We start from the raw sequence: 14,790 nt of genomic DNA, 5'->3' as shown, positions 1-14,790 counted from the left end.
GCCGCTCAGCCGAACAGCGCGGCGACGTCGATCGGGAGGCCGAACGGCTCCGGCAGCTCCAGCGTGCCGCCGCGGTGCACGGTGACCACCTTCAGGTACGGCTCCCGCTCGTCGAACCGGGTGAGGTCCTCGACCGGCTCGCTCATCAGAGTGACCTTCTCCGGCTCGGCCGTCGGATCGACGATCAGGTAGAGCGGCACCCCGGCCCTGGCGTAGTCGATCGGCTTCTCCTGGTAGTCGGTCATCGCGGTGCTGCCGGAGCAGACTTCCACCACAAGCAGGGTCGAGTGCCCGTAGATGTGCATCTCGTCATAGTCTTCCGCGTCAAGCGGGGCGACGATCAGATCGGGGAGCCGCATGTCCCGGAAGGGCGGGACGTGGATGCCGGAGCTCTGGTAGAGCCCCCATCCCCTCTCCCGCTTGAGCCGATACAGCAGATCGGTGAGCCGGTCGATGATCCTGTCGTTTCGCCGGGAGGTCCAAGGACTCACGATGACCTGCTCCCGGACGATCTCTGCGGAATAGCCTTTCTCGTTGACGTCCATGCAGAGCCGGAGAACCTGATCTCCGGATACGGGATACCGCGACCGGGGAGGCGCGTCCCCCTGGTCGCACGGCTGGCGGGTGGTCTGGGATCGAGGCAGGGACATGACCATTCCGGCATCCTCTCGGGACTCCTTACTCGGGCATCGTACGTTGACCCCCACACATCCCGTCGCCGACCGTATCAGTTTCATCCACACAGCGTGACTGATCGCCGCCGACCGGGCGCAGGTAGTGGAAGCCCGGTTTCGGGTGCATCAGGAAGTCGTGGTGGGAGATGTTCCAGGCGTAGGCCCCGGCCATCGCGAACTCCACCACGTCCCCCGGCTCCAGCCGGGCCGGCACGGCGCGGGCCAGCACGTCCTTCGGGGTGCAGAGCTGCCCGACGACCGTGACCGGCTCGCCGGGCTCACCGGGGCCGCCGCCCGAGGTCCAGGCGGCCAGCGGCTGGTCGTGGCCCTTGGTGGCCGGGGTCCGCAGGTGGTGGGTGCCCCCGGCGACCACCGCGAACAGCGTGCCGTGCACGCGCTTGACGTCGATCACCCGGGTGACGTAGCGCCCGCAGTAGACGGTCAGCGCCCGGCCCGGCTCGATCCGCAGCACCGGGCCCCCGGCGCGCTCCCCGCCGTCCCCGCTGTTCCCGCCATCCTCGGCGAACCGGGTCCCGGGGAGCGGGGCGTCCCCGGAGCCGCCGGGGTCCCCGAAGAGTTCACGGCGCAGCCCGGCCAGGCCCGCGCCGTACGCCTTCCAGTCGAAGCGCGCGTCCGGGTCGGCGTACGACACGCCCATGCCCCCGCCCAGGTTGACCTCGGCCGCGCCGAGTCCGCGCGCGTACTCCAGCACGGCCCGGGCCAGCTCCAGCAGGCGCGGCGCGTCCAGCCCGCTGGCCAGATGGGCGTGCACGCCCCGCCAGCGCACCCGGTCCTGGCCCGCGAGCAGGGCGAGGCACTCGGCGACCCCGCCGGGGTCCATGCCGAACGGGGTCGCCCCGCCCCCCATGGCGAGCGAGGCGCCCGCCACCGGCACGTCCAGGTTGACGCGGAGCAGGACGTCGGCCGCCCGGCCGGAGGCGAGCAGCCGGCGCAGCTCACCGGGGCTCTCCACGTGCAGGCGGTGGACGGGGGCGGTCAGCTCGGCGTCGGTCTTGCCCGGGCCGCCCAGCGCGACCGGCACGCCGGGGAGCAGCGCCCGCACGTGCTCCAGCTCCCCGCCGGAGGCGACCTCGAAGCCGTCCACGTACCGGGCGAGCACCCGCAGCAGCTCCGGGTCGGGGTTGGCCTTGACCGCGTAGTGCAGCTCGATCCCGTCCAGCGCCGCCCGCACCTGCGCCACGTGGGCGTCCAGCGCTCCCAGGTCGTAGACGTACGCCGGCAGGTCCGCGGGGATCACCGGGCACCCGCCGGGTGCATGCGCGCGGGGGTCTCCTGCACGGGCCCGGCCGCCGGGCCCACCGCCGGACCCACCGGCAGGATCGCCAGCGGGCTGGGCACCGGCACGTACCCGGCCGCCCGGTCCGCGGCCCGCGACCACCGGACCGCCAGGTTCGCCTTGGCCGGCAGCGCCGCGCCCGTCAGCAGGCCGGCGAGGAGCGGCGGCCACCCCCGGGAGGCCGCGTAGCGGGCCAGGACCTGCCCGGCGACCGCCCACAGCTCGTGCACCGGCCCGGTCCCGGCCAGTGTGGCGGCGATCTCCGCCAGGTGGTTGACGACCAGGCAGTAGACCACCCGGTTCCAGCCGGCGGCGGCGTCGTAGGTGAGCGCCTCGGCGACCCGGGCGGGCAGGGCCGACAGGTCGTGGCGGCCGGCGACGAGCTTGGTGCCCTCCAGATCGCGGAAGACGGCCCGCACCGGGGTGCCGGTCCCGTCCACGCCGACCAGGACGTTCTGCAGGTGCGGCTCCAGCACCACGCCGTGGGCCAGATAGGCCTCCAGCACCGGCGGCGCGACGCACTCCACGTAGGCCCGCCACCAGCGCACGGGGTCGGCCGTGGCGGCGGGGGGGAGCAGGGGGCCGGGGTGTGCGGGGCCGGGGCGCGCGGGGCCGGGGCGCGCGGGGCCGGACGGCGCGTCGGAGAGGGCGCCCCGCCCGATGCCGGACGGGGCGGCGAGGGCGCCGCTGAGCAGCGGGGTCACCCCGGGGCCGCAGACCCGCCGGGGGCTCTCCCGGACGATCACGCTCAGTCCCTCCAGGAGCCGGGTGCCCAGGCCGGCCGAGCGGTACCCGGGCTCGGGCAGCCAGCGGGTGCCGGGGAACTCCTCCGCCAGGCGCCGGAACACCGGAGCCAGGCGCGCCGTCAGCTCGACCGCCCCGGCCAGCTCGTACCAGGCGTTCTTCCGGACGCAGTTGGTGATCCGCACGTCCAGGCTGAACTTCAGGCACCGGTCGGTCACCGGCTCGTAGACCGTGCGGACCGACGAGGTGGGGACCGCCGGGCGGGGGCCGTACCCCAGGTCGACGAGCCTGCCGTCGGCGAGCGGCGCGGCCAGCTCGGCGGAGAGCAGGTCGAGCTGCCAGGGGTGCGCGGGCAGCAGCGCGTAGCCGGGCGGGGCCTCGCCCAGGGCGTCCAGCTCCGACGTCCGGCCGGCCTCGGCCAGCACGTCGCGCCGGACGCCGAGCAGCCGGAGCGGGAAGCCCGCGTGCGCCTCGGGCGCGTAGGCGAGCCAGTCGCCGAGGCCGCCCGCCGTACCGGTGCGGGCCTTCGGGCTGGGGTGGAACGGGTGCCCGAAGACCAGCGCCTGCTCGGAGGCGAGCCACGGGTCGTCCGGGGCGCCCGCCCGGCGGCGGGCGGCCAGCAGCGCCGCCATGGCCTGCCTGCTGGAGCGCACCTGGGCGGCGAACTCCTCGTTGCCGCCGCCCAGCTCCGCCTCCACCAGGCGGACGAGCCCGGCGGAGGAGAGCGGCCGCCAGGAGCCGTCCAGGCGCTGCTCCACGGGGCCGGCGAAGCGCAGCGCGAGCCCGCCGTACGCGCGGGTCCGCAGCAGGGTCCCGGCCAGGCGGAGCAGCACGTACGGCCCGTCGTGCCAGACCTGCCCGCGCGGCCCGGCCACCTCCCGGACGCAGCAGCGCAGCAGCGCGGCCAGGGTCGCCTCCTCGGCGGCCAGGACGGCGGAGGGAGCGGCGGAGTCGAGAGCGAGGCCGGTCATGAGATCCCCTGAGTGATCACGGGCCGGATGGCCGCGGGAGGGTGGCGGAGGTAGTTGGGGCCGCTGGCGCCGTAGAACTTGTTCACGTCACGCGCTCCGGTGCGCGCCTTGTCCACCAGCGTCCCGGCGGTGACCATCGACTTGCCGACGAGCCGGGCGGCGTCGAGGGTCCTGGCCCGCAGCAGCCGGGCCATCGGGTCCTCGCCGTACGGTTCCAGCGCCTCGGCGAGCGTCTCCTTCAGCAGCCGGGCGGCCCGTGCGGCCGGCAGCGCCCCGAAGGCCGGCGCGGCGGCGGCCAGGTGCAGCGTGATGGTCACGAACACGTCGGCGAGCGCGTGCGGGTCGTCGCTCAGCATGCGCTCGTCGGTGAAGTCCGGCACGGCGAGCCCCGCGGCGCGCAGCCGCCCCGGCGAGGCCAGCATCCCGTCGTTGTCCTTGACCAGCAGCTTCAGCGGCCCGTCGTCCAGGACGAGGGCGAGGTTCTGCTGGTGGGCCTCGAGCGCGACGCCGTACCGGACGAAGAGCCGCACGCCGGTGGCGAACAGCAGGCGCAGGTACTCGGTGAGCAGGGCCTCGACGGCCCCGCCGCTCCCGCCGGCCCCGCCGTGCCGCCGCCCGGCGAGCGACTCGACGACCGTGCCGCCGCCGGGCAGCGGCGCGAGCAGCGCGGCGACCGGGACGATCTCGCCCGGCGGCAGGCGGCGGGCGAGCCAGCCCAGGTACTCGTGCCCGGCGTGGGCGTGGGTCTGCTCGTCGGCCAGCAGGACGCCGGGCCCGGCGATCCCGCGCAGCAGCAGTTCGGCCCCGGCCCCGTCGGCCAGCGTGCCCGGCTTGATCGAGCGCCGGTTGCGCAGGCCCAGCGTGCTGGTGGGCAGCGGGAGCTTCAGGTGGGTGCGCGTGCCGGCCGCGACCGTGCGCATGGACAGCGTGGGCCGGACCGTCAGGTGCGGCTCGGGCGCGGGGACGGCCCACGGGACCTGCCGTACGGCGGGCAGGGTGAGCGGGTGCACGGGGAAGAGCACGTGCGTGTCCGCGAGGCCGCCGGCCAGCCCGACGCGGGGGAACTCCGGCGCGGCCGGGAGCGGAGCCCCGCTCACCCGCTCGCGGGGCACGGCCGCCCAGCGCAGCTCGAAGCTCGGCGCGAACTCCGGCGCGTACGCCAGCAGTTCGGCCTCCGTCAGCCCGGCCCGGGAGCGCGCCGTCGGGTACACCGGGTGGTCGGTGAACGCGGCCAGCACCTCGTAGCGCAGGGCCGTGCCGTCCGGCTCGTCCGGGCCGTCCGCGGGGCCGGAGGCGCGCTCCGGGCCGCCCGCGTGCCCGGGACCGGTCGCGCGGGCCGGACCGCCCGGGGCGCGCGGCAGGCGGGCCAGCACCTCCTCGCGGCGGGCGTCGTGCGCCTCGAGGGCGCGCAGCGCCTCGTGGCACTCCCGGGCGAACGCCTCCACCCCGGCGGCGTCGGCCGGGTGCGCGACCGCCCGCAGGGCGCCGAGCACCTCCGCCAGGCGCAGCGACTCGGTGGGGGCCACCGTGAAGTCCTGGAACGGCGAGCCCGCCACCAGACTGACGAGACGCCCGCCCGGGCCCGGCAGGCGGAGGGCGACGCCGTTCCGGCTCCGGGTCACCCGCCCGGCCAGGCCGCCGTAGTCCTCCCGCAGCAGCGCGTCCAGGACCCTGGCCGCGAGGTACGGCTCCCGCCCGCCGGCGGCCCGCTCGGCGATCATGCGACCACCCAGGGATCGGCGGTGGTGAAGGCGTCGACGGCCCGGTCCACGCTCGCCCGGTCGGGCCCGATGGCGCGGACGATGCCGAGGTAGTCGCGGTTGGTGTTGCTGTGCTCGACGCGGTCGCCCGGCGCGCGCAGCGGCCGGTGCCAGAGCCGCACCCGGTCGCCGGGGGACGGCTCGACCGCAGGCGGGGTCCGGGTCACGGTCCCCGAGCGCTCGGCCACCAGGCTCAGTGCGGTCCCGTGCCCGGCGGCCGGGCCGCCGGCGTCCGCCGGCAGGCCCAGCCCGAGGTGCACGGCGAGGATCTGCTCGAAGAGCGGGACGCCCAGCAGGTCCGCGAGGAGGAAGTCGCAGTGGTCGCCGATCACCCGGTAGTTGACCTCGATGATCCGGGGCCCGTCCGCCGTCATCACGTACTCGGTGTGGCATGCTCCGAACCCGGCGCCCAGGGCTTCCAGAGCCCGCAGCACGTGGTCCGCGGCGGGCGGCGGCGCCCAGTCCAGGCGCTCCTCGACGAAGTACGGCAGCGGCCCGAGCGTGGTCCGGAACCCGCCGAGCACCCGGACGGCCCGGCCGTCGCCCAGCGTCTCCAGCGTGTGCAGCGGGCCGTCGAGGTACTCCTCGGCGACCAGGGTCTCGCCCGGCCGCCGCGCCCGGATCGCCCGGACGGCCTCGGCCAGTTCGCGGGCGTCCCGGACCAGCACCACGTCCTCGCTGGCGACGCCCTGGCTCGGCTTGACCACCGCGGGCAGCGGCGCGTCGCCCGCGCCGGGCACGGCCTGCCCCGGCGCCAGCCGGAGCGAGCGGACGGTCTCGACCCCGGCCTCCGCCAGGCGCCTGCGGGTGAGCGCCTTGTTCTTGGCCGCCACGCACGCCCGCCAGTCCTTGCCGGGCAGGCCGAAGTAGGCGGCGGCCAGCGCGGTCTCGGCCTGGATGTGGTCGGAGTTGGAGAAGACCGCGGCGGGCGGGTGGTGGTGCGCGATGACGTCGATCACCGCCCGCGCGTCGCGTACGTCGCAGGCGATCGTCTCGGCCCCGGACGCCGCGTACTGCTCCGGGCGGTCGGTCAGGACGGTGACGTCGCAGCCCAGCGCGCGGGCGGCGGGCAGGAACCCGTCGGAGACGGAGTCGGTCGGTTTGAGCGCGGTGAGGTACAGCCGCAATGCGGACCCCCGATATCAGGTAAGGCTAACCTAACCAGCAGCATCCTAGCCTCATGGAGATCATCATGTGGCTGGAGTGGACAATCGTCGCCCATGTCCCCTTCGTTGGAAGATGAGAGCCTTCTCATCGTCGTCTCACCCTGCTCCCCGCGGACGGCGCCACGGTGGACATCATGAGCCGCGCTTCCCTCGCCGTCATCCTGGCCCGGGCGCTCGCCGCCGTGGCCGCGCGGGGTGGGGGGAAACGGCCTGCCCGCCCGTCGTTAGGATGTGTGCGGTTCGGGGAGGGCGGGACGGCGTGGACATCAGGACAGACGAAGGACTGCTGGGGCCGCTGCTGCTCGCGCGCGGCGCCATCGACCGGTCGGCCGCGCGCCGCGGCGACACCGAGTGGATCGAGGCCGCGTGGGCCGACCCCGCGACCAGGGCCCTGGTCGTCGACGCGGGGCAGACCCGGATCCGGCGGAGGGGCGAGGGGGCCGAGCTGGCCCTGATCTCCGCGCGGGAGGCGCCGGAGGGCGAGCGCTACCTGCTCGGCGTGGGCCCCGACGGCACCGCGTACTTCGCGGTGGCGGCCCCGCTGGCGGACGCCGCCCGCGACGATCCCTCACGTCGGCTCGTCGCCCCGCTCGACCCGGCCTCCTGGCCGGAGGGTGAGACCGTCACCGCCGGACTACGCCAGGCCGGCGCGCTCCTGGGGGACCTGGACGCCGGGCTGCTGGTCTACGCGGTCGCCCTGGACGCCTGGCACTCCACCCACGAGTTCTGCCCGCGCTGCGGGAGCCGTACGGAGGTGCGGACCGGCGGGCACGTGCGCCTCTGCCCGCAGGACGGCAGCCAGCACTTCCCCCGGGTGGACCCCGCGGTGATCATGCTGGTCCACGACGACGAGGGCCGGATCCTGCTGGCCAGAGGCCCGCAGTGGCCCGAGGGGCGCCTCTCGGTGCTCGCCGGGTTCGTGGAGCCCGGCGAGTCACTGGAGCACGCGGTGATCAGGGAGGTGGCCGAGGAGGTCGGCGTCCAGGTCATCGCCCCCCGCTACCTCGGCAGTCAGCCCTGGCCGTTCCCGCGGAGCCTGATGCTCGGCTTCTTCGCCCGGGCCGTCTCCACCGAGCTCGCCCCCGACCGCGAGGAGATCGCCGAGGCGCGCTGGTTCAGCCGTTCCGAGCTGCTGGCCGCGCTGGAGCGCGGCGAGGTGCGTCTGCCGCCGGCGGTGTCGATCGCGCGCCGGCTGATCGAGGCCTGGTACGGCGAGGAGCTCCACGGAGACTGGTGAGCCCGGAGCGGGAGGCTCCGCGGACCGGGCGGGAGACTCCGCGGGCGGACCGGTCGGCGTGGCGGCCCCTGAACCCCGCTGACCTGCACGCTCATGCTCCGCGACCGCGGAGCGTGACACCTGACTGCACGCCTCACTCATCGTTTACTTCTGGCGATCGAATCGTTACTCTACGTGTTTTGCCGGTGGCGTGCGGGTATTGAGTGCTTGCGTTCGGGCCCGTCCCGCCGACGGCGGCCGGTGCCTGATGCGCCCTTGTTCCCGGATCGAGGGATCGAGTCGAGGAAGGAGATGAGACTTATGAACAAGGCACTGTCCCGCACCGTCCTGTCGGGGATCACCGGCATCACGGTCGTGCTCTCGGCTCCGTTCGCGGCGATGGCCTGCGAGGAGCACAGCGGCGAGCACGGCGGTGGCCGGAGTGGCGACGCGCAGACCCGTAACGGTGACGCGCAGACCCGTAACGGCGATGCGCAGACCCGTAACGGTGACGCGCAGACCCGTAACGGCGATGCCGAGGAGGAACCGGACAGCTACGCCAACGGCGTCAGCCAGAGTGATTCGTCCCTGAAGGCCGGTCCGAAGGGCGCGTCCAATGGAGTCGACTGAGCCGTCGTGCCGCCGGCCGGAGCCTGACGGCTGAAGACCATCCGCCTGCGCGCCGGCGGGACCCCGTCCGCATCCCGGACGGATCTCCACCGTGACCGGTGGCGCGTGAGCGGAGACCGTGCCGTGCCCCCGCACCGGCGGGAGGAAACGGCCTCTCGTCATCCCTGCAAGCCCTCGTGAAGGGAAAACAAATGATCAACAAGACAGTGCGCCGCCTCATCGCCGTCGGGGCCGTGGCCCCGGCGATCGCCCTCGGCGCCGCCGGTGCCGCCGGGGCCACCGCGGTCCCGGCGGCACCACCGGTCCCTGCGGCTCCTGCGGCCTCCGCGGCGGACGGTGGGGACGGAGCGCTCTGGGAGCGGACCCAGGCACAGGCGAACGCCCTCGGCGCGACCCTGAAGGTCGTGCGGGCCTACACCGACGGTTCGGGCAAGGTCCTCTTCGAAGAGCTGATCTTCACGGCCGACCGCAACGGTGCCACGATCCACCGCACCACCAGCGGCGCGGGCCTGTAGCGGCCCGGCCCGGGGAACACCCGGAAGGTCACCGTGCTCCACGGGCGGGCCGGCGCGTCACGTGATCGGCGGGAAACGGCTCAGGCGGCGCTCTCGAGCAGCCGCTTCACCTCGGTGACCGGGGGGTTCGTCAGGGCCACCCGGCCGGCGGGGGACTCCACGACGACCGTGGGCACGGTCTGGTTGCCGTTGTTGACGCTCATGACGAACTCCGCGGCCGCGGGGTCCTGCTCGATGTCGATCTCCTGGTAGGCGATGCCCTCGCGGGTCAGCTGAGCCTTCAGCCGCTTGCAGGGACCGCACCAGCTGGTGGTGTAAACGGTGAGCGCCATGTCGTTGAAAATCCCCTCAGGTGATGTTCGCGCTCATTGGCAACACCGGCGGTGTCCGCAGTCTTCCCGGTGATCTAGAGGAGCCTGCCCGCGATCCACTCCTGGACCTTCTCCGCCACGCCGGGCATCCGGTAGAGCGGCGAGCTGTGGTTGACACCCGGCTCGGTCAGCACCGTCACCTTCACCCCGACCTGGCGGAGACGGTCCCGGAGCTGGACGCTGTGGCTCGGCGGCACGAACTCGTTCGCCGAGTGCACGCTCAGCACGGGCGCGTCGCCGCGGCTCGCGTGCTCCGGCACCTCCATGCTCTGCCAGATCCTGGCGCACCTGCCCGCGGGCTCGCAGCCGCCGGCGAGCCGGATGGCCGCCGCGCGGAGCTTGCGCTTGTTCGCGTCCAGGGTCTTGTCCCCGTCGATGTAGGCGGTGAGCGGGGAGACCACCGGCGAGATGCCGACGACGCCCTTCAGGCCGGGCAGGCCGTTCTTGTAGGTGCCGACCGCGGTGGCGAGGTGGCCGCCCGCGGAGAAGCCCACGACCACGTAGTTGTTCGGGTCGAAGGACCACAGGGCGGAGTGCCGCCGCGCGGTGGCGATGGCGTCTAGGACGTCGATGCGCTGGGCAGGCCAGGCCGCGTCACCCGAGAGCCGGTAGTTGATGTTGAAGACCGTGTATCCGAGCTCGGCGTAGCTCCGGCTCACCTCGGTCATGTACTTCTTGTCCCCGGACGACCACCAGCCGCCGTGGATCAGGAAGACCCCCGGTCGCCTCAGGTCGTCGGCCTGGTGCCAGACGTCCATGCGCTGACGGGAGTGCCTGCCGTACGCGACGGTGTCGACGATGGTGCCCATGACGAGGTCGTCGGGGCTCTCCGTCGGCGAGGGCGAGGGTGAGGGCGGCGGGGTGGAGGGCGTCGGGTCGGCCTTCGGGGTGGAGCCGCCGCCCGGAGAGGCGGGCAGGGCGGCTCTTGCGGCGCCGGCCGCCGAGGCGCCGGGCGCGTCGGGAGACGCGTGCGCAGCGGAGGGGGCGAGCACCAACGTCGCCAGGGCGAGTGCACTCACGGCTGCCGCAGATCGCACGGACCTCTTTCCTTTCCCCCGGGGTTTACTTGAGTATCCCATTGTGGCGGAAGAAGGTCCGTTTGCGCATCTCAGCTGGAGCACGGACCGGTCCGCGGCGTGGTGCCAGAATGGGCGGGGCCGGGTGCCGCCTGCGAGGACGGGACCGGCAGACCTGCCGACCGCCGTGTTAAGGAGTCCCCATGGAGCCCGCTGACGTGCTGGCGGGACTGGATCCCGAGCAGCGTGAGGTCGCCGAGGCCGTACGGGGCCCGGTCTGCGTCCTGGCCGGAGCGGGCACCGGCAAGACGAGGGCGATCACCCATCGCATCGCGTACGCCGTGCACAGCGGGGTGGTCGACGCCCGGGGCGTGCTGGCTGTGACGTTCACCACCCGGGCCGCCGGAGAGCTGCGGCAGCGGCTGCGCGCGCTCGGCGCGCCGGGGGTGCAGGCGCGGACCTTCCACGCCGCCGCGCTCCGCCAGCTGACCTACTTCTGGCCGCGGGTCATCGGCGGTGAGCCGCCCGCGGTGATCGAGTCGAAGGTGCCGCTGCTGCGCACCGTGTGCCGCTCCGTCGGGCGGGAGGCCGCGCAGGCGGAGCCGCGCGACCTCGCCTCCGAGATCGAGTGGGCCAAGGCGGGCCAGATCTACCCCGAGGAGTACGCCGAGACGGTGAAGAAGACCGGCCGCACGCCGCCGATCCCGGCCGAGGAGATGGCCCGCGTCTACGACGCCTACGAGGCCCTCCGCCGCGAGCGGCACGTGGTGGACTTCGAGACCATCCTGGAGCTGACCGCCGCGCTGATGGCCGAGCACGGCGAGGTGGCCGCGGAGATCCGCGGGCAGTACCGCTACTTCGTCGTCGACGAGTACCAGGACGTCAACCCGCTGCAGAAGCTGCTGCTCGACGCCTGGCTGGGCGAGCGCGACGACGTGTGCGTGGTCGGTGACCCCAACCAGACGATCTACTCCTTCACCGGCGCGACCTCCCGGTACCTGACCGGCTTCCCGGTCGAGCACCCCGGCGCCACCGTGATCAGGCTGGTCCGCGACTACCGCTCCACGCCCCAGGTCGTCTCCCTCGCCAACCGGGTCCTGGAGGTGGCGCGCGCCCCGCACCGGCTCTCCCTCGTCGCGCAGCGTCCCGACGGCCCCGAGCCCGCCTTCACCGAGTACGCCGACGAGCCCGCCGAGGCCGCGGGCATCGCCCGCGCGGTGCGCGCCCTCGCGGAGACGGGCGTCCCGCTCCGCGAGACGGCCGTGCTCTTCCGGATCAACGCCCAGTCGCAGGTCTACGAGCAGGCCCTCGCCGAGGCGGGGATCCCCTACCTGGTGCGCGGCGCCGACCGGTTCTTCGAACGCCCCGAGGTCCGCAAGGCGGTCGTGCTGCTGCGCGGCGCGGCCCGCTCCGCCGGAGCCGGCGACGACCTGGCCCCGGCCGTGCACCACATCCTGTCCGGGGTCGGCCTGACCCCGGAGCCCCCGGCCGGCGGCAGGGCCAGGGAGGAGTGGGAGTCCCTGAAGGCCCTGGCCGAGCTGGCGGAGGATCTGGCGGCCCAGGGCGCGGACCTGCCGGGCTTCGTCGCGGAGCTGGAGCGGCGGGCCGCCGAGCAGCACGCGCCGGAGGTCGAGGGTGTGACACTGGCCTCCCTGCACTCGGCCAAGGGCCTGGAGTGGGACGCGGTCTTCCTGGCCGGGCTCACCGACGGCACGCTGCCGATCGTCCACGCCAGGACGCCCGAGCAGGTCGAGGAGGAGCGGCGGCTGTTCTACGTCGGCATCACGCGGGCCCGGGTCCACCTGGGGCTCTCGTGGGCGCTGGCCCGCTCCCCGGGGGCCCGGTCCCGGCGGCCCTCCCGCTTCCTCGACGGCCTGACCGGCCGTGCGCCGGCGGCCCAGCGGAGCCGTACGGCGGGCACGGCGGGGGCCTCCCCGCGGCAGCGCACGGTGGCGGCCCCGGTGAGCTGCCGGGTCTGCGGCAAGACGCTGACCGCCGCCGCCGAGCAGAAGCTGGGCCGGTGCGCGGCCTGCCCCGTCGACTACGACACGGGCCTGCTGGAGAGCCTGCGGGCCTGGCGCACGGCCGCCGCCAAGGAGGCCAAGGTGCCTCCCTATGTGGTCTTCACCGACGTCACCCTGCAGGCCATCGCGGAGCGCACCCCCCTCTCCGAACAGGACCTGCTGGCGATAACAGGCATAGGACGCGTCAAACTGGAGCGATACGGCGAGGCGGTGCTCGCGCTCTGCCGTGCGGCCGCACAGAAGACGGAGGACGCGTGAACGAGGCGCTCAAGGAGCTGCTGGACCTGCTCGACCTGGAGCAGATCGAGCTGGACATCTACCGGGGACGCAGCCCGAAGGAGCGTATCCAGCGCGTCTTCGGCGGGCAGGTGGCCGCCCAGGCGCTGGTCGCGGCGGGCCGCACGGTGCCCGGGGACCGGAACGTCCACTCGCTGCACGCCTACTTCATCCGGCCGGGCGACCCGGCGATCCCGATCGTCTACAACGTCGAGCGGGTCCGCGACGGCCGGTCCTTCACCACGCGCCGGGTCGTGGCCGTCCAGCACGGCAAGGCCATTTTCACCATGTCCGCCTCCTTCCACATCGCGGAGAAGGGCGTCGAGCACCAGGCCGCGCTGATGCCGCGGACGCCGGCGCCGGAGGAGCTGCCCACCTTCCAGGAGCGGATGCGCGAGGTGCTGGGGGACGCCCCGGAGTGGAAGGAGTGGCTGAGCCGGCCGCGCCCGGTGGACGCCCGCTACGTGACCCCGCTCACCTGGGAGGCCCACCGCGACCCCGAGCTGCGCGGAGCGGAGACGAACGTGTGGTTCCGCTACGACGCGGACCTGCCCGACGACCCGCTGCTCCACGTGGTCCTGGCCGCCTACGCCTCCGACTTCACCCTCGTCGACACGGTGCTGCTGACCCACGGCCTGGCCTGGGGCGCCTCCAACGTCTCCGGCGCCTCACTGGACCACGCGATGTGGTTCCACCGGCCCTTCCGCGTCGACGACTGGATGCTGTACGCCCAGGAGTCGCCCTGGTCGGGGGCGGCGCGGGGACTGGCCCGGGGACAGATGTTCACCCACTCCGGCGAACTGGCGGTGTCCGTGGTGCAGGAGGCGATGATCCGCGTCCTGGAGCCGTAAAACTGCAGGTAGAAAATATGTTGCCCCCTCCCGGCCACCGGGTTTAGGGTCTTGGTCAAGCGAGTCGGACATTCTGTCCGGCGATCCACGAATGGAGGTGAGTCCGCTGTGAAGATCAACATGATGTCGGCCCAGACGAGGCTCACTTCCGCATGCACCGGCACCACCAGGTGCACCGGCGCTTCTGAGCGCACTGGCACCACCCTGCCCGCTTTCAGCGGTCAGGCCGTCGTCATGGGCGACCGTCCGGTCGTCCTCACGGGCGACACGGCTGCCCGTCCGCGTCAGGAGCGGCAGGAGAAGTCCGTCCTCTTCCAGGTCCAGGCCGGCCGTGAGGCCGCCCTGCTCGCCGTTCCGGCGGGGGCACCGGCCGCCCCGGTGGCGGAAGCCGACGACTACGCGCGCCAGACCGAGCAGACCAAGCACATCGGAAACGGTGGGCTGCGTGGTCCGCAACCCTGGAGGCACCACCCTCAGGTCACCTGACCTGATCGAGGGAGAGCCTTCAGGCCGCGGATCCGCAGACAGGATCCGCGGCCTTCTTGTTTGTCCGCCATCCTGACCCCCACCCCACGAGGTAAGCGCAGTTCAACACCACAAACAGAGAGGTGACACAGATGGGGGCCAAGACGATCATGGACCTGATCGACGAAGCCGAGATCCCCTGTCGTACCGACCCCGACCTCTGGTTCGCCGAGTCCCCGGAGGACGTGGAGTTCGCCAAGGCGCTCTGCGGGGGCTGCCCGATCCAGCAGGCCTGCCTGGCCCGCGCGCTCGAGCGCGAGGAGCCGTGGGGCGTCTGGGGCGGAGAGCTCATCATGCGGGGGACCGTCGTCCCGCGGAAGCGTCCGCGCGGCCGTCCCCGCAAGACCCCGGTCGCAGCCTGACCGGTCGCAGCCCAAAACGATGATCAACCGAACGTTCTGAGACTTCCCAGAGAGGACCACTTCCGATGACCTACTTCGCCAGCCGAGGCCTGGACGTGCCATCCCTGCATGAGGAACTGGTGCGGGACCGAATACGCGACCTCTACCGTGAGGCGGAGGAGCAGCGCCGCGCGGCCGGCGTCCAGCGTCTCCGGCGCGCCCGGCGCGACGCTGAACGTGCCTCCGCCCGCCTCCGCCGGGCGCTCCTGAGCCTGGTCTGATCCATCCCGGCCGATCGGTTTCCGGCCGGTCCGTCCTGGCTGATCCGCCCGTCCCTTCCGCTCTCTCCTCCCGGAGGCGGGCCACGTCCCCCGGCCCGGTGACCATGAGGGTCGCCGGGCCGGGGTCGACAG

Annotated in this window: 15 protein-coding genes; 8 read left to right on the top strand and 7 right to left on the bottom strand. The window is 73.7% G+C overall.

Annotation, left to right across the window (positions count from 1 at the left end; genetic code table 11):
* Positions 1-5: 5 nt before the first annotated feature.
* Genes ACFOWE_RS08120 through ACFOWE_RS08100 form a run of 5 tightly spaced genes read right to left on the bottom strand, consistent with a single transcriptional unit; the run spans position 6 to position 6,573 of the window.
* Positions 6-650: a Uma2 family endonuclease gene (locus ACFOWE_RS08120; protein WP_377286502.1), complete on the bottom strand. Its 645-nt coding sequence runs from the start codon at positions 648-650 to the stop codon at positions 6-8.
* 28 nt (positions 651-678) lie between these two features.
* Positions 679-1,932 (bottom strand): alanine racemase, encoded by a 1,254-nt coding sequence (locus ACFOWE_RS08115; RefSeq protein ID WP_377286501.1) that lies wholly within the window; start codon positions 1,930-1,932, stop codon positions 679-681.
* A complete protein-coding gene (locus ACFOWE_RS08110; protein ID WP_377286499.1) occupies positions 1,929-3,686 on the bottom strand; it encodes an IucA/IucC family protein in 1,758 nt (585 codons plus the stop codon). The genes ACFOWE_RS08115 and ACFOWE_RS08110 overlap by 4 nt, the downstream gene beginning before the upstream one ends.
* Positions 3,683-5,407 carry an IucA/IucC family protein gene (locus tag ACFOWE_RS08105; RefSeq protein WP_377286498.1) on the bottom strand — a complete coding sequence of 575 codons (1,725 nt, stop codon included), beginning with the start codon at positions 5,405-5,407 and terminating at the stop codon, positions 3,683-3,685. Before ACFOWE_RS08105 ends, ACFOWE_RS08110 begins: the two co-directional genes overlap by 4 nt.
* A complete protein-coding gene (locus tag ACFOWE_RS08100) occupies positions 5,404-6,573 on the bottom strand; it encodes a siderophore biosynthesis protein (RefSeq protein ID WP_377286497.1) in 1,170 nt (389 codons plus the stop codon). Before ACFOWE_RS08100 ends, ACFOWE_RS08105 begins: the two co-directional genes overlap by 4 nt.
* 298 nt (positions 6,574-6,871) lie before the next feature.
* Between ACFOWE_RS08100 and nudC the strand changes: the two genes are divergently transcribed.
* From nudC to ACFOWE_RS08085, 3 genes are all read left to right on the top strand, one after another.
* A complete protein-coding gene (gene nudC / locus ACFOWE_RS08095) occupies positions 6,872-7,849 on the top strand; it encodes an NAD(+) diphosphatase (protein WP_377286496.1) in 978 nt (325 codons plus the stop codon).
* Positions 7,850-8,149: 300 nt separating this feature from the next.
* Positions 8,150-8,458, top strand: coding sequence for a hypothetical protein (locus ACFOWE_RS08090; protein ID WP_377286495.1), 309 nt, complete (start codon positions 8,150-8,152; stop codon positions 8,456-8,458).
* 191 nt (positions 8,459-8,649) lie between these two features.
* A complete protein-coding gene (locus ACFOWE_RS08085; RefSeq protein ID WP_377286494.1) occupies positions 8,650-8,973 on the top strand; it encodes a hypothetical protein in 324 nt (107 codons plus the stop codon).
* A gap of 80 nt (positions 8,974-9,053) precedes the next feature.
* On the opposite strand, the gene ACFOWE_RS08080 is transcribed toward ACFOWE_RS08085, so the two are convergent.
* Positions 9,054-9,305: a mycoredoxin gene (locus tag ACFOWE_RS08080; RefSeq protein ID WP_377286493.1), complete on the bottom strand. Its 252-nt coding sequence runs from the start codon at positions 9,303-9,305 to the stop codon at positions 9,054-9,056.
* A 74-nt stretch (positions 9,306-9,379) separates the two neighbouring features.
* A complete protein-coding gene (locus tag ACFOWE_RS08075) occupies positions 9,380-10,363 on the bottom strand; it encodes an alpha/beta hydrolase (protein ID WP_377286492.1) in 984 nt (327 codons plus the stop codon).
* Positions 10,364-10,563: 200 nt separating this feature from the next.
* On the opposite strand from ACFOWE_RS08075, the gene ACFOWE_RS08070 reads away from it, so the two are divergent.
* From ACFOWE_RS08070 to ACFOWE_RS08050, 5 genes are all read left to right on the top strand, one after another.
* Positions 10,564-12,642 (top strand): ATP-dependent DNA helicase UvrD2, encoded by a 2,079-nt coding sequence (locus ACFOWE_RS08070; protein WP_377286490.1) that lies wholly within the window; start codon positions 10,564-10,566, stop codon positions 12,640-12,642.
* Positions 12,639-13,511 (top strand): acyl-CoA thioesterase, encoded by an 873-nt coding sequence (locus ACFOWE_RS08065; protein ID WP_377286489.1) that lies wholly within the window; start codon positions 12,639-12,641, stop codon positions 13,509-13,511. The genes ACFOWE_RS08070 and ACFOWE_RS08065 overlap by 4 nt, the downstream gene beginning before the upstream one ends.
* A gap of 108 nt (positions 13,512-13,619) precedes the next feature.
* Positions 13,620-13,997, top strand: a complete 378-nt coding sequence (locus tag ACFOWE_RS08060; RefSeq protein ID WP_377286488.1) for a hypothetical protein — start codon at positions 13,620-13,622, stop codon at positions 13,995-13,997.
* Between the two features lie 131 nt (positions 13,998-14,128).
* Positions 14,129-14,398, top strand: coding sequence for a WhiB family transcriptional regulator (locus ACFOWE_RS08055; protein ID WP_377286487.1), 270 nt, complete (start codon positions 14,129-14,131; stop codon positions 14,396-14,398).
* 65 nt (positions 14,399-14,463) lie between these two features.
* Positions 14,464-14,658: a hypothetical protein gene (locus ACFOWE_RS08050; protein WP_377286486.1), complete on the top strand. Its 195-nt coding sequence runs from the start codon at positions 14,464-14,466 to the stop codon at positions 14,656-14,658.
* The last annotated feature ends 132 nt before the right edge of the window (positions 14,659-14,790 follow it).

The sequence above is a fragment of the Planomonospora corallina genome, from assembly GCF_042650625.1.
Lineage (GTDB): Bacteria > Actinomycetota > Actinomycetes > Streptosporangiales > Streptosporangiaceae > Planomonospora_B > Planomonospora_B corallina.
This window is presented reverse-complemented; position numbering and strand designations above follow the sequence as displayed.